General features: G+C 47.5%; 15 protein-coding genes. 8 read left to right on the forward strand and 7 right to left on the reverse strand.

The genetic code is table 11. From position 1 onward, the window contains the following. The first annotated feature begins 40 nt into the window (after positions 1-40). Together GK108_RS28630 and GK108_RS28635 are read left to right on the forward strand one after the other, a co-directional pair. Entirely contained in the window at positions 41-2,824 is a 2,784-nt protein-coding gene (locus GK108_RS28630) for an ABC transporter permease (RefSeq protein ID WP_163955020.1), read from the forward strand. A 102-nt stretch (positions 2,825-2,926) separates the two neighbouring features. Continuing rightward, on the forward strand, positions 2,927-5,878 hold the full coding sequence (locus GK108_RS28635) for a S9 family peptidase (protein WP_163955021.1): 2,952 nt from the start codon (positions 2,927-2,929) through the stop codon (positions 5,876-5,878). A 67-nt stretch (positions 5,879-5,945) separates the two neighbouring features. Here the strand turns inward: GK108_RS28635 and GK108_RS28640 are convergent, their stop codons facing one another. Continuing rightward, complete coding sequence (locus GK108_RS28640) at positions 5,946-6,338, reverse strand: DUF1573 domain-containing protein (RefSeq protein WP_163955022.1); 393 nt, start codon at positions 6,336-6,338, stop codon at positions 5,946-5,948. A 193-nt stretch (positions 6,339-6,531) separates the two neighbouring features. Between GK108_RS28640 and GK108_RS28645 the strand changes: the two genes are divergently transcribed. From GK108_RS28645 to GK108_RS28655, 3 genes are all read left to right on the forward strand, one after another. Further along, the gene (locus GK108_RS28645) at positions 6,532-7,845 is read left to right on the forward strand and encodes a sensor histidine kinase (RefSeq protein WP_163955023.1); all 1,314 of its coding nucleotides are present in this window, start codon (positions 6,532-6,534) and stop codon (positions 7,843-7,845) included. Then, a complete protein-coding gene (locus GK108_RS28650) occupies positions 7,845-8,513 on the forward strand; it encodes a response regulator transcription factor (RefSeq protein ID WP_163955024.1) in 669 nt (222 codons plus the stop codon). The genes GK108_RS28645 and GK108_RS28650 overlap by 1 nt, the downstream gene beginning before the upstream one ends. 112 nt (positions 8,514-8,625) lie before the next feature. Next, a complete protein-coding gene (locus GK108_RS28655; protein WP_163955025.1) occupies positions 8,626-9,735 on the forward strand; it encodes a hypothetical protein in 1,110 nt (369 codons plus the stop codon). Between the two features lie 87 nt (positions 9,736-9,822). Here GK108_RS28655 and glgX read toward each other — a convergent pair whose 3' ends face one another. The 3 genes from glgX to GK108_RS28670 all read right to left on the reverse strand — a co-directional run bounded on the left by glgX (position 9,823) and on the right by GK108_RS28670 (position 13,597). Then, positions 9,823-11,943: a glycogen debranching protein GlgX gene (gene glgX / locus GK108_RS28660; protein WP_163955026.1), complete on the reverse strand. Its 2,121-nt coding sequence runs from the start codon at positions 11,941-11,943 to the stop codon at positions 9,823-9,825. Between the two features lie 237 nt (positions 11,944-12,180). Continuing rightward, complete coding sequence (locus GK108_RS28665; RefSeq protein WP_163955027.1) at positions 12,181-12,636, reverse strand: ferritin-like domain-containing protein; 456 nt, start codon at positions 12,634-12,636, stop codon at positions 12,181-12,183. A 244-nt stretch (positions 12,637-12,880) separates the two neighbouring features. After that, positions 12,881-13,597, reverse strand: a complete 717-nt coding sequence (locus GK108_RS28670; RefSeq protein ID WP_163955028.1) for an OmpA family protein — start codon at positions 13,595-13,597, stop codon at positions 12,881-12,883. Positions 13,598-14,044: 447 nt separating this feature from the next. Between GK108_RS28670 and GK108_RS28675 the strand changes: the two genes are divergently transcribed. Further along, a complete protein-coding gene (locus GK108_RS28675; protein WP_163955029.1) occupies positions 14,045-15,238 on the forward strand; it encodes a lipase family protein in 1,194 nt (397 codons plus the stop codon). A 224-nt stretch (positions 15,239-15,462) separates the two neighbouring features. On the opposite strand, the gene GK108_RS28680 is transcribed toward GK108_RS28675, so the two are convergent. The 3 genes from GK108_RS28680 to GK108_RS28690 form a co-directional block, all read right to left on the reverse strand. After that, positions 15,463-15,966: a pyridoxamine 5'-phosphate oxidase family protein gene (locus tag GK108_RS28680; protein WP_163955030.1), complete on the reverse strand. Its 504-nt coding sequence runs from the start codon at positions 15,964-15,966 to the stop codon at positions 15,463-15,465. 93 nt (positions 15,967-16,059) lie between these two features. Beyond that, positions 16,060-16,476, reverse strand: a complete 417-nt coding sequence (locus tag GK108_RS28685; protein WP_163955031.1) for a four-helix bundle copper-binding protein — start codon at positions 16,474-16,476, stop codon at positions 16,060-16,062. A gap of 24 nt (positions 16,477-16,500) precedes the next feature. After that, on the reverse strand, positions 16,501-16,677 hold the full coding sequence (locus GK108_RS28690) for a DUF2188 domain-containing protein (RefSeq protein ID WP_246225252.1): 177 nt from the start codon (positions 16,675-16,677) through the stop codon (positions 16,501-16,503). Between the two features lie 558 nt (positions 16,678-17,235). On the opposite strand from GK108_RS28690, the gene GK108_RS28695 reads away from it, so the two are divergent. Both GK108_RS28695 and GK108_RS28700 read left to right on the forward strand, forming a co-directional pair. After that, entirely contained in the window at positions 17,236-17,913 is a 678-nt protein-coding gene (locus GK108_RS28695) for a response regulator (protein WP_163955032.1), read from the forward strand. A 79-nt stretch (positions 17,914-17,992) separates the two neighbouring features. Next, complete coding sequence (locus GK108_RS28700) at positions 17,993-19,414, forward strand: HAMP domain-containing sensor histidine kinase (protein WP_163955033.1); 1,422 nt, start codon at positions 17,993-17,995, stop codon at positions 19,412-19,414. Positions 19,415-19,427: the final 13 nt, after the last annotated feature.

Below are 19,427 nucleotides of genomic sequence, written 5' to 3' on the forward strand. Positions count from 1 at the left end.
CAACAGTTCATATACACAAAAAAGATATCTTGTGGGTATTATGAACCCACTGGTATCTATCCGCCAATTCGAGTTTCGCTACCACCTCCGGCAGCCAATCTTTTACTTATTCGCCATACTGACCCTACTACAAGGGTACTGGGGGCATTATAAGGTATCATCTGTCTCCTTTTCGGATAGTTCGACCATTGATACGTATACGATACTAGCCTCCTACGGACTGGCACTCGCTATCGCTACCGTCCTCATAACCAGTCAGTCGCTGACCAAAGATCTCGAATTTCAGACTAAACCGTATATCTATTCCTTACCGATCTCCAGTAGAACCTTATTTGCTGGCCGATTTCTGGGCTCATTAGTCACGGCTTTAACGCTGGTCATACTCTATCCGCTTGGCATAGTGCTGGGTTTCATTCAACAAGATACGCCACTAACACGTATTCCCTGGGCTGCCTTACTAGACGGGACGCTGCGGTTGCTGGTACCTAATTGCCTGATACTTGTCAGCTTTACGTTTGCCCTGACGGTATTTTTCCAAAGCATCAAGGGCGCTTACCTGATCTTGTTTTTGAGTGTCCTGTATTTTTTAGTGGTAGATGCCGAAATACCGATCACCATCGAATCTGACATCTGGCAATTAGTCGATCCTTTTGGCCTGAATATGGTCCACGAATCCATTGCCGATTTACCCTTTCCTACCACAGCCGATAGCCTGCTTTCTTTCACCGACATGCTCTTTATCAATCGGCTCTTCTGGATTGGTTTATCGCTCGGTGTAGTCGCGCAGGCAGAGTCCCGATTTTCGTTTACCACATTTGGTCAGCAAAAACCAGCAGATACTTCCTCCCAAAGCTATCCTCCTCAATCGAACTACGTGGCCCTACCCACCATACAGCCCCGCTTTGGTAGATGGGTGTCTCTGCAAACGATACTAGCTGTTGCCCGAGCCGAATTTATAGTGCTGGTCAAGCAACCGGTTGTCCAGATTAGTAGCGCGTTTCTGGTTAGTAGCATGCTACTAAACGTAAGCGTATTCAATCAAAACCCCGATTTTCCTGAATTACCACTCACATACCGGATCATTGCGTTTCAACTACCGTCCAGTTTGTTCATCAGCCTTTTCCTGAGTGTTATAACGGTAGAGTTGTTTGACAATGAACGTAGCACCCGCTTCTGGCCTATTTACAACGCCTTACCTCAGTCTAATTTTACTCTGTTATTCGCCAAAATCGTAGCGATTGTTTATCTCGCCTGTTTACTGACCGGGGTTCTTTTTCTGAGTAGTATCGGGCTACAACTGAGTTCTTCGTTTTATGAAATCGACTGGCAGCTGTATGCCTCTGTCTTACTTGTCGATGGCCTATTCCATTACTGCCAGCTTATTATTCTCAGCGGATTAGTGGCCGTTTCTATCAACAATCGATTAGGAAGCCATGTCATCAATTTACTCATTTTTGCCGCCCTGTCAGTAAGCCATTACGTTAACGGGCCAGAATACGTATTTTCATTCCTTCCCGACTCCGCAACCTACTCCGACCTGATCGGGTACGGATCGCAAACCATGGCCCGACATCTTCTACCCATAATCTGGTGGAGTATAACAGGTCTGTTTGCCAGCCTGATTCCGTTTATCTGGAACCGGAGCAATAGTACGACCTTACTCACTCGTATTGCTCATATCCGTCAGCAAATGGGCTGGCGTTACGGCCTCGTTCCGATGGCTTTCCTGATTGGCACAGGCTTTGGCATATGGCTATTGAATCAGCAGTCGTCAGCTAAAACCGCTCCTATTCATTACCGTACTCAGACAGCCCAGGTTCGCTCCCTGTCGGGCAAGAGGATAGCCATCCAGGTTCGTTATTACCATCCCTATCAGGTCAAGAAGATTATAGAAGCGACTATCTCATCGCTCAAAAAAGGCGAGGAATTATTCGGGCCTTACCCATACAAATTCATTCAGATTTGCGAAACGCCTAAAGGGGGGCCCTCCGTTCAATCGAAACCCGGACGAATTGCTTTTGACGAAACACAGGGATGGATAGCCGACTATCGACAGCCCAAACAGCTCGACTATATTGACTATCGTATGTCAAGGGAGGTTTTTGATCAATGGCTGGTCCATCGGATCAGCCCACAACATGAGCCGGAGAATAGTCTGATCGGCCAAACCCTTTCCGGCTATTTAGCCCTTCAGGAAGTCGCCCGGAAATATGGTCATGACCGGCTGAAACAACGTATTGAGCAACGTAGACATAGCTACTTAGCAAGCCGTAACCGTATTCCTCCAAAAACACTCGGACAAACGAGCAGTGGCGATGATCCTGAGCGCGAAAAAGGAGTTATGGCCCTGACCAGCATTGAACAGGTCTGGGGGAACACGCCACTCAGCTTAACGATTAGTCAGTTCTATCATCAGGCAGTACGACATCCTCAACTGGCCAGTGCTGATGCGTTCTCCAATCAGCTAGCACATAGGCTCCCCGATTCGCTTCATTATTTAACCAGTTATTTGACAGAACGCTTCTGGTTTGATTTCAGACTCGGTCGCATTGCCATTCAGCCCAATGGGCTAACCGTTGAAATCATTCCGGCGAAATGGCGGGAACTTACTGACCGGCAACGCATTCCGACGCCGATTCGTGACTATATCCCAATTACTATTCTCGATAGGAATGGGCGCGAGATTTATCGGCAGCTCGTTCAACCAGACCCCGATATACGTAACATCTTGCTTCCTAACCTTCCCAATGCAAAAGCTGTTCTTATGGATCCACTTGGGGTATGGCCAGAACGTAATAAACGAGACAATTATAAAATACTATGAATAATATGCAATAATTCGCCAACCAGCTATTTAAACAAGCATATTCAAGCTGCCTTTAGTACTTTTTTCAGTATTTTCGTTGGTTGTTAATATACCTCTTATATGAATCGCTTCAATCAACTACTTCTCTGTTTATTCCTTTCCTATCCCCTACTGGCCCAGCAAAAACGGCCGCTTACTGCCGCCGATTATGACCGATGGCAAAGCGTTCGATCCGAAAAAATTTCAAACGACGGACAGTGGATTGCGTACCAGATCGATCTTCAGGAAGGTGACGGTCGTTTGGAAGTTACCAGTACGGGAAACCCGTCGAACCGCACCCGCTACGTATTCCCACGTGGCTATATGGCCCAGTTTACTGCCGACAGCAAGTTTCTGGTTATGAAGCTAAAACCAAAGATTGCTGATACGAAAAAAGCCAAGCTAAAAAAGAAGAAGCCCGATGAGATGCCGAAGGACAGCCTACTGGCGCTTAATCTGGCAACGGGTAAATCAACCAAGTTTCCTAACGTTAAATCGTATTCGTTTGGAAAGTCGGCAGGATCATGGCTCGCTATTGTGCAGGAGCGGAAAGACAGCCGGGAAGCCGGATCAACCAAACCAGTCGCTCAAAAAGATACACTTGTACCATCGCCCCCCGTATCGACCACAACCGTTGCCAGTCGGAAAGGGCCGGTCAAAAAGCCCAAAGGCGACGATCTTACGCTGTTGAATATGGCCGATGGTACTCGTAAAACGATTCGTTACGTATCCAATGTGGCCGTATCCGACAACGGTCAGGGTGTGTTTTACAGTAAAGAATCAGCCAACGATTCGCTAAAAGCAGGTGATGCTGCTATTCCGGGCGTGTTTTTATTCAATACAGCCAATGGCCAGACCATGCTGGTTGATACCAGCTCAAAGCGCCGGATTTACAAAGGGTTGGCCATTGATAAATCGGGTGAACAACTGGCCTGGATGGCTTCGGCGGATAGTGCCGGTTCTGACGTAAAAGTATTTTCGCTGTACTACAAAAACCTGAAGCCAGCAGCTCCAGCCAAAGGCAAACGTAGCAAAACCACGGCTGTTGAGCCTCCGTTTCAGGTTATTGCCGATACGGTAGCCAGCGCTCTGCCCAAAGGCTGGTCGGTCAATGAGTTCCGGGAGCCTAGATTCTCGGACGACAGCAAACGGCTTTACTTCGCTACGTCGCCCATTCCCCCCAAACCAACTAAGGATACGTTGACGCCCGACGATGAAAAGGTTAAAATGGACATCTGGACCTGGACCGATAGCCGTCTGCAACCGATGCAGCAACGTCGGTTGAAAGAAGAAAAAGAACGTGGTTTTGTAACGATGTACGACGTTACGTCGGGCAAGGTTATTCCGCTGGCAACCCGCGAGATGCCTACCGTTACGTTCGATCCGGAGAAAAATACGCGCTATCTGCTGGGATTAAGTGATCTGCCCTATCAGGTTCAGTCATCCTGGGACCCCGGCCACACCGATTTATATCTGGTCGACACCCAAACGGGCGACAAAAAGCGTATCGCCAACGACGTAATGGCCTCACAACCCCGCATGTCGCCGGGTGGCACGTATGCGTATTGGTTCGACGAACGCGATTCGCTCTGGCGCGCCTGGTCGGTAGCCGAAGGCAAACGTATCGATCTGACCCGTGGTTTACCCAGTAAGTTTTTCGATGAAGAGCATGATACGCCCAACCTCCCCGGCTCCTACGGTTCGGCGGGCTGGACCACGGGCGACCGCTACGTATGGTTATACGACCGCTACGACATCTGGCAAATCGATCCGACGGGCAAGGAAAAACCAACGAACCTGACCGCTGGCTGGGGCCGTAAAAACAGTATTCGCCTTCGTCGTGCTGAAGTTGATGGCGATGATAACAATAACCCCTTTAGCCGTTCTGCCGAAAAAGCAATCGATCCAAAAACGGAGTTGTTCCTGACTGGAACCTGGGAAAGCGACAAAACCACCGGTATTTTGAAAAGCAAGAATGGACTGGCGGTTTCTGAACCCACCGTTTTGACACGTAGCAATCACCGGTATTTTGGGTTGAGTAAGGCCAAAAACTCGCCAGTGATGACATTCTACCGGGGAAATTTCCAGGAGCCCATCAACCTCTTCCAGACCGACACTACGTTAGCCGCTTCTACTCAATTGACAAAGGTGAATCCGCAGCAGGATAGCATCAGTTGGGGCAGTGTTGAATTAGTTAGCTGGTTAGGCACCAACGGGGTTAAACTGGAAGGACTGCTTTTCAAACCGGAAGGATTTGACCCGAAGAAGAAATACCCCATGCTGACGTATTTCTACGAACGTAACGCCGAAACGCTGAACGATTATCGCGTACCAGCACCCAGCCGGTCAACGATCAATATTCCCTACTGCGTATCGAATGGCTATCTGGTGTTTGTTCCCGATATCGTTTACACGACGGGCCAGCCAGGTCCTAATGCCTACGACTGTATTGTTCCGGGCGTATTGAGTCTGATTGACAAAGGCTTCGTTGATCGCAACCGCCTGGGTATTCAGGGACAAAGCTGGGGTGGTTATCAGACGGCCTATATCATCACACGGACAAATCTGTTCCGGGCAGCAGAAGCCGGTGCGCCGGTGGCAAATATGACCTCAGCCTACGGCGGAATCCGCTGGGAATCCGGCATGGTGCGCCAGTTTCAGTACGAGAAAACACAAAGTCGTATCGGCGGTACGTTGTGGGAAAAACCGATGAATTACATCGAGAACTCACCCCTCTTTTTTGCCAATCGGGTAGAAACACCGTTGATGATGACGCACAACGACGCCGATGGAGCTGTACCCTGGTATCAGGGGATTGAGTTTTTCTCGGCGCTACGTCGATTGAACAAACCCGTCTGGATGCTGGTCTACAATGGCGAAGGCCACAACCTGACCCAACGCCATAACGCTAAAGACCTGAGTATCCGGCTTTATCAGTACTTCGACTATTATCTGAAAGATGCGCCGATGCCACGCTGGATGAAAGAAGGCCGCACCGCCGTTGAGAAAGATCGTGGCGACATGAAGTATTGATCAGACGCGGGCTTTTATGCAATTGATATGAGCAAGCGCCGGATTCTGGAATCCGGCGCTTGTTTTTTTACTGAGCAGTCGTAGCTGTTTTCACGACTTCTCCTTTAATGTAAAGCGTCTGCACCCCTCCTTCGGCGTTTGACTCAACCGTAACGGTTTTATTAAAAGCGCCGGGAGCGGCTGCATTAAACGTCGCTTTGATGGTGCCTGACTGCCCTGGCATGATCGCTTCTTTCGGATAATCAACCCCCGTACAGCCGCAGGAACCCTGAGCATGGTTGATGACGAGTGGCAGTTCGCCCTTGTTTTTAAACGAGAACTCCGCAGTTACTGGTTTTCCCTGCACGATCCGCCCAAAATCGTGTGTCGATTTGCCCCAGTTAAACAGTGCCGACGGAATGGTCATGGCCATAGAAACGGCCAGTACGAGCAACGATGCTACCATGAAAATACGTTTCATAAACGAGTTGATTGATTAAGGTTGATTAATTTGTCAGCCGCTCACCCGAACGACGTAGCAAACCTACAGACCTGTTTTCGTTACGGCTGTTAAGCAGTTCCTAACGTTTGTTAATGAGTTGTTAACGTAGCAACGTAGTACCTGAATAATACGAACTTTACAGCTAGTTCTTCAGCTAATCGCTCACTGCCGAATGTCACGTTTACGTTTATTGGTCGTTCTATCAGTCCTGTCGATTATTGGTATTCTGGCGATGCAGGCTATTTGGGTACGTAACGCTTACGCAATTCGGGAGCGCCAATTCCGACAGTCGGCCTTTATTGCGCTGCAGGATGTAGCCGACGAGGTAGCCAAATTGAATCAGTTTATGCTGAATCGGTACGCGGTTACGCAGCTATCCGCCGATTATTTCATTGTCAATACCGACGCGCCAATCGACCCCGTAACGCTCGAAGGTTTTATTCAGAAATCGTTGCAACAGCATAATCTGATAACCGATTACGAGTACGGCATTTATAATTGCGAAACCGACCGCATGGTCTACGGCGCTTACGTCAGCACCAGCGGCTCGGCTGTTTCCAGGCCCAAAAACCTACCAAAATTCCCGCGCTACACGTATTACTTCGGTATTCGTTTCCCTAACCAGTCGGGCTTCTTAGCCAGTCAGCTCAGTGGATGGCTGTGGTCGACGGTGGCCGTTCTACTGGTAGTGATTTTCTTTGGCTATACATTGATCGTGGTGCTACGTCAACGACGGCTCACCGAAGTCCAACGCGATTTTATCAATAATATAACCCACGAACTTCAGACGCCCGTTTCGACCATTCGTATTGCCGCCGACGTACTACAATCTGATTCCATTACGCAACAACCCGACCGCTTAAAGCAGTATGCCCGCGTGCTGGGCGAAGAAAGTCATCGCCTACAGAAACAAATTAATAGTGTTTTACAACTAGCGCGATCGCAACGAACGGGTTTTGTACTCAACATGACCGAGGTTGATATGCACGAACTTCTGCAAACGGCCAGCGTATCGTATCCGAACGTAACGCTCGATTTAACCGCGCCAATCGCCATCATTCGTGCCGACCGGTACCATCTCGAAACTGTTCTGAACAATCTGATCGATAACGCCCTGAAATATTGTGATACGTCTCCCAGCGTCCGGCTGCATACTCGCCTTGAAAACGGTTTGCTGATCTGGTCGGTCATCGATAATGGTATCGGAATTGCTCCCGAATATCATAAGGCTATTTTCAAACAGTTCTTCCGCGTTCCGGTCGGTCATACGCATGATGTAAAAGGCTTTGGATTAGGGCTCTATTACGTTCAGCAAGTGGTGCGGGCGCACGGATGGCAGCTATCACTTACGAGTAAAATGGGTGAAGGCAGCACATTTGAGGCACAAAGCGCCTACGAACCTACGCTTGCTACAGCACAACACTATTGGCCGATTGCTAAAAACAAGGTTGTTTTTTCGTATTTGAAAACTGTATTTCGTTTCTGATGCCCGCCCGGATTCTATTCGTTGAAGATGATGTCAACCTAGGTTTTGTTATTCGGGATACACTCGAAAACGTGCCGTTTGTAGTTACACACTGCACAACAGGTACCGATGCCTGGGCCAAATTCCAGACCGATACGTTCGATTTATGCCTGCTGGATGTTATGCTGCCACAAACGGATGGCTTTACGCTGGCCCGACAGATACGTACCGTTAATAGTCAGATTCCTATCCTTTTCCTGAGTGCGCTGGCTGATAAAACCGATCGGCTGGAAGGTCTTCGCCTGGGTGCCGACGACTACCTTACGAAACCATTCAGCATTGAAGAGTTAATCCTGAAAATCAATATCTTTTTACGACGTAGCGTCCCCAACACTCAACCGTCATCCGTTACGTCCTCTCTGCTCGATCGCCAGAACCTGACCCTACGTATCAATGGTCAACCGCAGACATTGACGCACCGCGAAGCCGACGTAATGGCTTATCTGCTCGATCATCCGAATACGTTGGTTCGGCGCGAAGAACTGCTACGTGCTATCTGGGGCGACGACGACTATTTTATGGGACGGAGTCTGGACGTATTCATTTCACGTCTCAGAAAACGGCTTGCCCAAACGACCGATATCCGAATAGAAAATGTACACGGGGTGGGATTCATTTTACGGCGGTAATAACGTAGTTTGCACGTCTGTTTTACGGCCAGTCAGCGTAGCAATCCATTCACGTATCGCTACGTTGTTTTCTACCTGACTAGCTGTAGGTCCTTCTATTTTTATTTGTCTAATGAACTACCGACTCCCCACCATTCTCCTAACAGCCATTCTGCTTTCGTACGGCTGTAAAACAACGAAACTGCCCACAGGCTCCATCCCGGTAACGGCTCAATTAACTGAAGAAGGTTTACTAAACTGCTTTACACCAGGCACATCCGTAAACGGGCAACCCATTTGGTGCGAAGCATCAGCCGTATTGTTTGATGGCAACGACGTATTGATAGCCAACGACAAAGATATGCCTGCGGGACAAAGCTCAGTCTTCGTCAAAAAGCCAACGGCCCTGGGCGACTCGACGCAAGCTCCAGCTTATCTGAACCAACCTATTTTTGGAAACGCACACAAATACGAAGATTTCGCCCAGACGCCCGACAGGAAATTCATATTCCTGACTACGGCTTTTGACCGCGTGAAACCCAACAGCCACGACTGGGACGGCTTCAACACAATTCTGTACTGGCGTAATGGCGATCCTGATCATGCTGCCGTACTGGCTCCCGACGATACGAGTCGCAACTCAATGGCGTATCGCCTGCGTATTGGACAGGTACTGGCGAATGACCAGTTTCCGGGCAGTATGCCCTACTTTAAGATTGAAGGATTGGCCGCAACCGACAAACAGCTCTTGTTTGGAGTTCGGGAAGAAGGAAAATCATACGAAAGCTTTTCGTACCGGGCAAAAATCATCAGCGTTTCATACCGGGTCGAGAAAACAAACATGGGTGAGCGTATCCGGCTAGATGACGATTGGAAAATCGTAAATAATTTCGACATAGCGAAAGCCGAACCATCGCTTCCTCAGCCGCTAGCCTTGTCGAGTCTGGAGTATGATCCTCAACGGAAAACAGTCTGGATGCTCACTTCTCTGGAAGCCAACGGTAAGCTGGATGCGTATTTGTGGTCTAGTTCCCTGACTGATTTGTACGCTGACAAGCCTTTTACGTTAGTACGGAATGCGCAGGGACAGCCGTTGTCCGTTAGCCATAAAGCCGAAGATATTACGCCGTTGGACAAAAACCATTTGTTGCTTATTCACGACGATGATCGCGTTCGCACTCAGGTCGGTTCACGAATTCGGCAACCCCATCAGGCGGCTTACACCATTATCAAGCTTAATTAGCGTTCATAGTCAGTAGTCTGGACATCCACGTCCGGGTAGCAATAGATTTATTCTAACCCAGACGTGGACGTCCAGGCTACTGAAGCATTATTTCATACGTAGCAGAACAGACGAACGAGCGGGTACTGTGAACTCGTGTCCTCCTTTTACCAGTTGATTGTCGGCATCGACTTTGCCTTCGAACGTATTGACCACCACTTCCCAGAGCGATTGCTTACGGCCGATTTTGGGAAGCATAAACGGAATATCCTCCCAGAACGCATTCAGAACCCATAACAACTGTTCGTCGCCAATATCCTGACCATCTTCTGTTTGTTCCGTTACGCGCAATCCATCGATAAACAAGGCCAGACAATGTGTGCCAGGATTGTGCAGGTCTTCTTCGGTCATTTCATGACCATCCGGCCGGACAAAGCTAATCTGTTCGGTACCGAAGAATTTCCGACGACTCAGAATAGGTATGTCTCTACGTAACGCTGTTAGTTTGCTGGTAAAATCGAACAAAGCCTGTTCCTTTTCAGACCAGTCCCAATTCATCCAGCTAATCTCACTATCCTGGTTATAGCCATTGTTGTTACCATGCTGGGTCCGACCGTATTCGTCGCCCATCACAATCATTGGTGTTCCCTGACTAAGCAACAAGGTGGTCAGGAAGTTGCGTTTCTGCCGCTCACGTAACGCATTGATTTCTGGATCATCGGTTGGCCCTTCGGCACCGCAGTTCCAGCTCAAATTGTCATTTGACCCATCGCGGTTATCTTCGCCATTCGCTTCGTTGTGCTTGTCGTTGTAACTCACTAAATCATTGAGCGTGAATCCATCATGCGCTGTAATCAGGTTCACGCTGTTAGCTGGCGACCGGCCATCGTTGGCGTATAAATCGGGGCTTCCCAACAGTCGGAGCGTCGTTTCGTTAGCTTTGCCATCATCGCCTTTCCAGAAGGCCCGAAGCGTATCGCGGTATTTACCATTCCATTCAGACCAGCGCACCGGGAAATTGCCAACCTGATACGATTGAATATCCCAGGGTTCGGCAATCAGTTTAACCTGTGCCAGAATAGGGTCCTGCGTTACGGTATCCAGAAAGGACGACACCCGACCCGCTTCTTCGTCGGTACGTATCAAAGCTGCGGCCAGATCGAATCGGAAACCATCAACGTGCATGTCAGTTACCCAATACCGTAAGCTATCCATCACCATTTGCAATACACGCGGATGGCTCAGATTAACCGTATTTCCGGTACCCGTATAATCCATGTAAAACTCTGGCTGTTCGCCAACCTGATGGTAATAAGCCCGGTTATCGATACCCTGAAACGATAGCATGGGACCAAACTGGTTACCTTCTGCGGTGTGGTTATACACTACGTCCAGAATTACCTCCAGACCAGCTCTGTGCAGTTCTTTCACCATCTGCTTGAACTCCGTGACCTGCTGCCCGGTCATGCCCGATGATGAGTAGGTGTTTTGTGGGGAAAAGAAGCCAATGCTATTGTACCCCCAGTAGCTCTCGTCGGTGAACTGGTGGACCGGCAACAGTTCTACTGCCGTTACGCCCAGTTTTTTCAGATAGTCGATACTTTCGGGGGCCGCTAATCCGGCATACGTACCGCGAATTTTTTCCGGCAAAGCTGGATGCTGATACGTAAACCCTTTTACGTGCATCTCATAAATCACCGACCGATGCATAGGGATAGCGGGGGCCTGGTCATCTTCCCAATCGAAGGCAGTATCCACCACTACCGATTTAGGCATAGTAGGTCCACTGTCTTCTTCACTCATGATCAGATAGCGATCATCAGACGGATTCTTATGGTCATATCCCAACCATTCTTCTTTTTCATTGACCGGGGCATTGATCGCCTTGGCATATGGGTCCAGCAAGAGTTTGTTCGGATTGAAGAACAGGCCAGCCTTAGGATCATAAGTTCCTTCAATCCGATAGCCATAGAGCTGACCGGGTTTCAGGCCATCCAGGTAAATATGCCAGATAAATTCAGTACGTTCCGCTATTGGAATGCGGTCCGTTTCGCGGCTAGGATCTTCTGAATCATAGAGGCATAGAAAAGCCGCTGTACTATTTTCACTAAATAAAGCAAAATTTACTCCTTCCCCATCATAGGTAGCTCCCAGCGGGTAAGGCTTACCCGGTTTTGTTTGAACAGCTTCTTTCTCTTTAGCAGAAGCTGCCGAGGCATGTTTGGTCATAACGTTCTGTGTAGAAATGGTTCATACACCCATTTGAAGGGCGGTTCACACTGGTTTTAATTGATCAGGCATCTAGTTGTCAAGGGCCTGATGACACGTACTATTAACGTTTGGTTTATTCAGATTGTTTGGCTATTTAGCCTTAGTAATTCAACGGTTTTTTGGCGTACCGACGGCACAAAACGGCACAAAAAAGCCTGCTCCCAAAGGAAGCAGGCTTTCCGATCCCACCATTCACTACACTACCAAGGCCAGACGAGACATCGAGGCATGTGCCGATTCGATGCTCTGTTTTTGACGCAACAATAATTCGCGAGTGCTGGCAACTAAGTCTGTTTCCTGAAGTACAGAATTATAGTCTTCTAAGGCCTCGTGATCTCCTCGTTTACATTCCTCTGCTGTTGCTTTATCGTCGTTGCTGGAGAACGTAGATTTTACGTTAATCCAGGCGCGGTGTAGGTCGGCGGCAAAGCTGGTGCCCGTATCAGGCTCACCACCGAGCGTTCTGATTTCCCGATCTAATTCTATTGCAAATTCACCACGTTGGCGCGATTGCGCCATAAATAAACTCTTGAGTTCAGTATCTTTTACATTCTCAGAAGCTTCCTGATATCCTTTTTCTGCATCATGATTGCGAGTCAATAGCCGGTTCAATTGATCCAGAATTTCTCCACGTGTTTCTTTAACAGTCATAACGTTTAGTTAATTGTGTGTTTAATTTAAATGTTTCGTAACGTTTGAATAGAGTTGAGTAAATCAGAAAGAAAATCGAATTTATGCTGGTAATCAGTTCGTAGTAATCAAATGGCTTTACTCATTACCAGCCACTGATACTGATCTACTAAAAAGTTGGCAACGGCTTTTAGGCTCTACTCTGCCTAAGATCGATCTACCTCTCAGCCTTTCACCGTTGCCCTTATCGGTTGCTAACGTACTCTTAGTTCAGGTTGCCATTTTTGGCATCCCGTTGCATCTTTTTGTTAGCAAATACAGCCACATCAACCCGGCGGTTTTGACGACGACCAGCTTCAGTTGCATTGTCAGCAACGGGTTGCGCTTCACCATAGCCAATTTCATCGACTCGGGCCGATTTAACCCCCTGTTGTTCCAGGAAGCTACCTACCGCATTAGCACGTTGACGAGAAAGTTTAAGGTTGTAATCGTCGGAACCGGTGGCATCGGCGTGCCCTTCAATCCGAATGTCGGTGTCTTCGTATTTGTTCAGCGTCTGAGCAAACTCGATCAACTGACGTTGGGTTTCCGGTTTCAGTGTATATGAATTAACGTCGAAAAGAATGTCGGAACCAAGCGTAATTTTGATACCTTCACCTACACGCTCAACCTGTGCGTTAGGCATGTTACGTTTCATTTCTTCGGCTTGCTTATCCATCCGGCGACCAATCACTGCACCTGCAGCACCACCTACCGTAGCGCCGATGATGGCTCCCATAACGGTGTTGCCTTTTGCATACTTGTTGCCAATGATACCGCCTACAATTGCTCCACCGCCAGCCCCAACAGCAGCGCCCTTTTGAGTTTTATTTAAGCTATTCTTTTGCGATTTACAACTTGAGATAATACCACCAGACAAAACACAGGTCATTAAAACAATGGCAAGTGATTTAGTACCGACTGATTTAAGTTGATTGTTCATAACGTTGTGAATGATTTGTATTGACCATATATTGCCAAAAGCTATACCAGTTTCTTTCAGCTCAGTTCATAGTCTATGGCCTTTATATAGAATATACTTTTAATCTCTTACTAATCAATAAGTTACCAAATACCTCTAAAACCACATAAAAGAGTTAACGGGATAGCCTACTGAGTAGGCTGCTCAATAGAACGTGAAGCTTGATACCTATTTTGGGGAGTGAATTCTACAAATTCTGCACTAGCAGGAAAGCTAGGTGGTGATGTTAAGAAGGCATTTAGTTGACGTAGTAGCCAGCTCTTTTTCCGCAATCACAGCCGTAGCCTAGGGGCAGGGAAACAGGCAGACGGTTAATTACTCACTACGTAGCAGCTAAACAAACGAAAAAAGATTCCGTAACGTTGATTAAACACTATAGAGCCACTAGGCGCGCTCTTCTTCTCCTACATGATCACACGTAAATCCTTTCTACTCTTATTACTAGTCGGCAGTACGCTTTTGTTTGCGCCAACTGGCTGTAAACAAACCGATAACACCGACCCGGCTCCCCCTGCCCGCGTTCTGGTTAAGAGCACCCTCATTGGTGAATTCACACCCGACCAACTGAGAGGTAGATATACGGGCGCTACCCAGCTTTTACAGGCATTTGTCCGCTACGGTATTAGCGTGCATCGGCTGGAATACACCACAACCAACACCGATGGAAAACCCATTACAGCATCCGGTGCGGTAATTATTCCCAATACCACAACCGCTGCTCCGCTGCTTAGTATGCAGCATGGTACAATTACCAGTGAAACCGATGCACCATCAAATTACCAGTCAAGCAGCGAGTTATATACATTCGGTACGCTATTTGGATCAATGGGTTATATCATAGCTGCTCCCGATTATATTGGCTATGGTGCATCGAAAGATATTCCTCATACGTATGAACACCGTAGTGGTCTGGCCACCGCATCGTTAGATATGATTCGGGCTACCCGCGATTTTTTAAGCGATAAAAAAACGAATTGGAATAAGCGGTTGCTCATAGCCGGATATTCGGAAGGAGGCTATGCTACGTTAGCATTGCAGAAAAAAATCGAAGAAGAAGCCAGTACTGAATTTAACCTGGTAGCATCTAGTTGTGGCGCAGGCGCTTATGATAAACCAGCTTTTATGAAGCAGATTATTAATGAGCCAACGGCGGGGGTTGCCAGTATTAACCGGCTTTACGTTTGGGTTTTGCTAACCTACGACCGGCTTTATGGTCTGAATCGGTCGATGAGTACGTATTTCAAGGAGCCCTATGCAACTCAGGTAGCAGCCAGTGGCAAAGATGCCAACATTGAGGTGAGTCTTAATCAGGCTTTTACGGACAGTTTTAAACAAGGTGCTAACTCTGGCACAGACAAAGACTTTCTAGCAGCCGTTCAGGATAACGATATTCACGACTGGAAACCGATTACTCCAACCCGCCTATTTCATGGCAAATCTGACGTAACGGTTCTTTATCTGAATTCGCAGAATACTTACGATGCTATGGTAAAAAGGGGGGCAACGAACGTGCAGCTTATGCCGCTGGAAGGTAACCATTATACGGCCCTGCTTGGCTACGTCTACGGCACCTACGACTTCTTTAACTCGATTCAACAATAAAAGGAAAATCCCCGGGCCAGCTGGCCCGGGGATTTTCCTTTTATTGTATTGCTACGTTATAAGTAGCTGAGCAAAAATAATTTAGGTTATTTCTTGCTTGCTTAACCCCTAAATCCCCTAAATCCCCTAAAGGGGACTTTGTCTAAGCGCGAATCAAGTCCCCTTTAGGGGATTTAGGGGTTGATGATTTAACCTAAGGTAATTTCACGGACTTACTTAACGTATCAATTATATACTTTTTGGTTTTCGCCCATCTTGGGTGGATTGCCTGTAATTGCCGCGGTAGCCTGCTGAAAAAAGCGAACCATTTTACTATCACTTGCATTCCAGTACTCTGCCATATCGATATGCACTTTTAGCAGCGTTAATTCCGGATCGTCTTTACCTTCTGGAAACCACGCCTTAGCTACTGGATTCCAAAGTTCGTCTATTTTGGCCCGGTCGTCGAGCTCATCGGCGGTACCAGATACCGACACATATTCAGCATCGCCTACTTTAGCAAACGATAGATTTACCCGACGTTCATTATTCTCAATCTGAGCAACTTTAGGAGCGCTACGTTTCGTGAAGAACCAGATGGACCCCTCTTCGTCCATTTGTAACGCAGCCATGGGGCGACTTACCAGCTGCCCCTGATCGTCAACGGTTGTCATCATGGCGATGCCAATGTCATCGACCAGTTCCTGCACTTTTTCGAGTTCCTTGTTTTTTTGTGCTGTAGTTTCCATAACGTTAGAAGAAAAAATCAGCCAACATCACGGTCGATAGAGAAGCAACGCTCACCTAACGGACGATTCATGCTGACTGACTACAAAAACGGACTAATTATAAAGTGTTTCGCGTAGATCTATTCCGTAGAACAACGACGCTGGCGTGGTAGCTGGGTTCTGAGCCTCAACATCCGTCTGATAGGCCATATCCAAAATACCAACACAACTTAAGATCGTTTGCTGGCACATGGCATAAACCTGTTGGCAACGTTGGGTATCGAACTGACTAACCTCCTGAGCGCATTTCTCGCAAACCTCAATACAGGCTTTTGCCAGAAGTCGGGTGTTTTCTGAACCACGAACGTACAACATAGCCAGTTGGCGGCACATATCAGCACAATCGAGGTTAAGGAAAATACTACGGTACCAATTTTCAATATCTTCAGCCCTGGAACATTCCGTGGCAAACTCGTCACAAAGAGCAGCACAGCCAGTTAGTGAATCGTAGATGTTTTTTTTCCAGATCATAGTAAGGATTGAGTTTACAGTTGGTTACAGACGAGGTTGCCAGCTGCTGTTAAGTGATTCTGAATGAGCCATACGTGCCCATTTACGAGCTTGATCGACGCTGAGGGCTACTACCTGCTGTTTATCCAGTGCGCCCTGTTCCAGCATACGATTCGCTATTTCGATCGCCTTGGCACGTGTGCTCGGATTAAGTGAGCGCATTGCTGAAGGAAAGTGAGTCGGTGTCCACATCATGTCGTTGATCATCGTGTTGATAGATTGTATGCTTTAATTGTGCCAATCCATCAAGCCCACCGATAGACCTATCCACCAAAATCAATTAAACAACTCTCTATAAGCCACTTACAAAACAAAGCCCACTAATCATTTTCACTTGCGAATATTGCTCCGTTTGGCAAAGTGTAGAATTTGGCTTGGAGTGTGTAGACGTTTTTACCCAATTCTTTTCCCCAATAGCTACTGATTCCGCCATTACTATTTTTATGAACTGACGTCTATATCGAAAGACAGTATGCCTACGACCTATTAGGTAACTATAAAAATCGGCTTATACGTAGCACGTTCGTTAAAACTTTATTAAAGAGTATCACATCTATAAAAAAAAACGTTTAACATTGAATCATCGCGATTTGAATCGCGGATAAACCACACCGATCAGATTTTTAGTATGTTTTCTGTAAACGATTTCGCTGATATCCTTCCAGAAAACACTGACCGGGTTTGGTGCTTTACATCTGAAAAGAGCTATTAATTGCTAATATGAAGATTCTGGTAGTTGAAGACGAGCCCAAGCTGGCGTCGTTTGTAAAAAAAGGTTTAGAGGAACAATCGTGTGAAGTGGATGTCGCTTTTGACGGCCAACTAGGGCGGAATATGGCGCTAAGCAATACGTACGACGTAATTGTAATGGACGTTAATCTGCCGAAAATGAATGGTTTTGACGTAGTACAGGCGCTACGACAAGAGCGAATCAGTACGCCGGTTCTGATGCTGACCGCTATGGGATCAGTAGACGATAAACTGACTGGCTTCGAATCAGGAGCCGACGATTATCTGGTGAAACCATTCGAGTTCCGGGAGCTAATGGCTCGTTTGCGTGCCTTGACTAAGCGGGGCAGCGAAGCCGGATTGCAGGCTAATATCCTGAAAGTAGCCGACCTTGAATTAGACCTGAACGAGAAAGTAGCTCGCAGGGGCGATAAACGGATTGAGCTAACAGCCAAAGAGTTTGGGTTGCTGGAGTACCTGATGCGTAATCGTGGACGCGTTGTATCACGCGTTGATATAGCCGAAAAAGTGTGGGACATCCATTTCGATACCGGAACCAACGTAATCGATGTGTACGTAAACTTCCTGCGCAAGAAGGTCGATAAAGATTTCCCTCACAAACTAATTCATACGGTAATTGGCATGGGATATATGCTCAAAGAAGAGTGATTAGCCAGTAGTGGTTGTTATTCTATGCCGGTTTCTGCCTTTAATCGCAACCACTAATATCCACCCAGCAAGCGTAACTATGACTATTCGCACCCGATTGACCCTGCTCTTTGTACTGGTAGTCGCTTCAATTTTACTGCTGTTCTCGGTATCCGTCTATTATCTCTATGATCAGTTTCGGCAGCAGGAATTTGAACAGCGTTTAAAGGAAAAAGCACTAACAACCGTACGACTTCGGGAGGATATAGGCGAAGTTCCGCAGGAAGATTTACCCGTTATTACCAACGAGCAGATTACAATTTATAACAATCGCGGTGTAGTTCTCTATAATCAGGACAGGCAGCTCCCTCGCTTTCCGGTTAGTATCGGCTTCTTACGTACCGTAACCGACCAAAAGCCCCATTATCTTCGCCAGGGCGATACAGAAGCCGTTGGCGTCAGGCATCGAACGCATCGGGGAGAGTCATTTGTCATTGTTGCGTCAGGCAATGACCGGTATGGATTCAGTAAACTCCAGCGGTTACAGCAAATTCTGGTTTTCGGCTGGATTCTGTGCCTGTTTATTGTCGGTTTGGCGGGTTATTTGTTTGCCAGCGATGCGCTACGTCCTATTTCAGAGCTTATTGCGCAAGTCAATTCTATTTCAGCTACCAATATTCACGAACGCCTTCGGGTGGGTCGCCAACGTGATGAACTAGCTAATCTAGCTCGTACCTTTAACGAACTACTCAGTCGGCTGGAAGTCGCTTTCGTTTCGCAACGAAGCTTCGTTTCTCACGCTTCTCATGAACTACGAACCCCGTTGACGGTCATGATGGGGCAAATTGAAGTAACTCGTTTTCAGGCTCGTTCAACCAGCGAATACGAGACAGCCTTCGATGGCTTGCTGGATGAGGTCAAAAATATGATTCGTCTCGTCAATGGACTGCTGGATTTGGCCAGAGCCAGTTCAGACGTAGCTACCCTCAACTACCAGCCCGTCCGTATTGATGAACTGCTGTGGCTGGCTCAAAGCCAGATTGCCCACAAACATCCCGATTATCAGATCGATATTGATTTCGAAAATCTGCCTGATCAGGAAGAAGACCTGGTGATTGTGGGCGAAGAATCGCTGCTACAGACAGCTTTCCAGAATCTGATCGAGAATGGGTGTAAATATTCGCCGGATGAACGCGTTACGGTACGTATTGCTTTTGAGCCGGGTCAGGTTCAACTCACCATCAGCGACAAAGGCTACGGTATCTCATCCAACGATCTGCCGCATATTTTCGAGCCATTCTATCGCTCCGAAAACACCATGACCATACAAGGTCATGGCATTGGTCTGGCGCTAACCCACCGCATTATCGAACTGCACAAGGGCCAGCTAACGGTCGAGTCAGTGATTGGCAAAGGCACTACGTTTCGCATAACCCTTCCGATCAAGAACAATTTACCGAGCCGTTTGGCTCCGGCCCGACTCGATACCGAAGACCTTTCTTCGAGCCTCGGCAAAGCGTAATTGATCATACTAA

The organism is Spirosoma terrae (assembly GCF_010435915.1).
GTDB classification, from domain to species: domain Bacteria; phylum Bacteroidota; class Bacteroidia; order Cytophagales; family Spirosomataceae; genus Spirosoma; species Spirosoma terrae.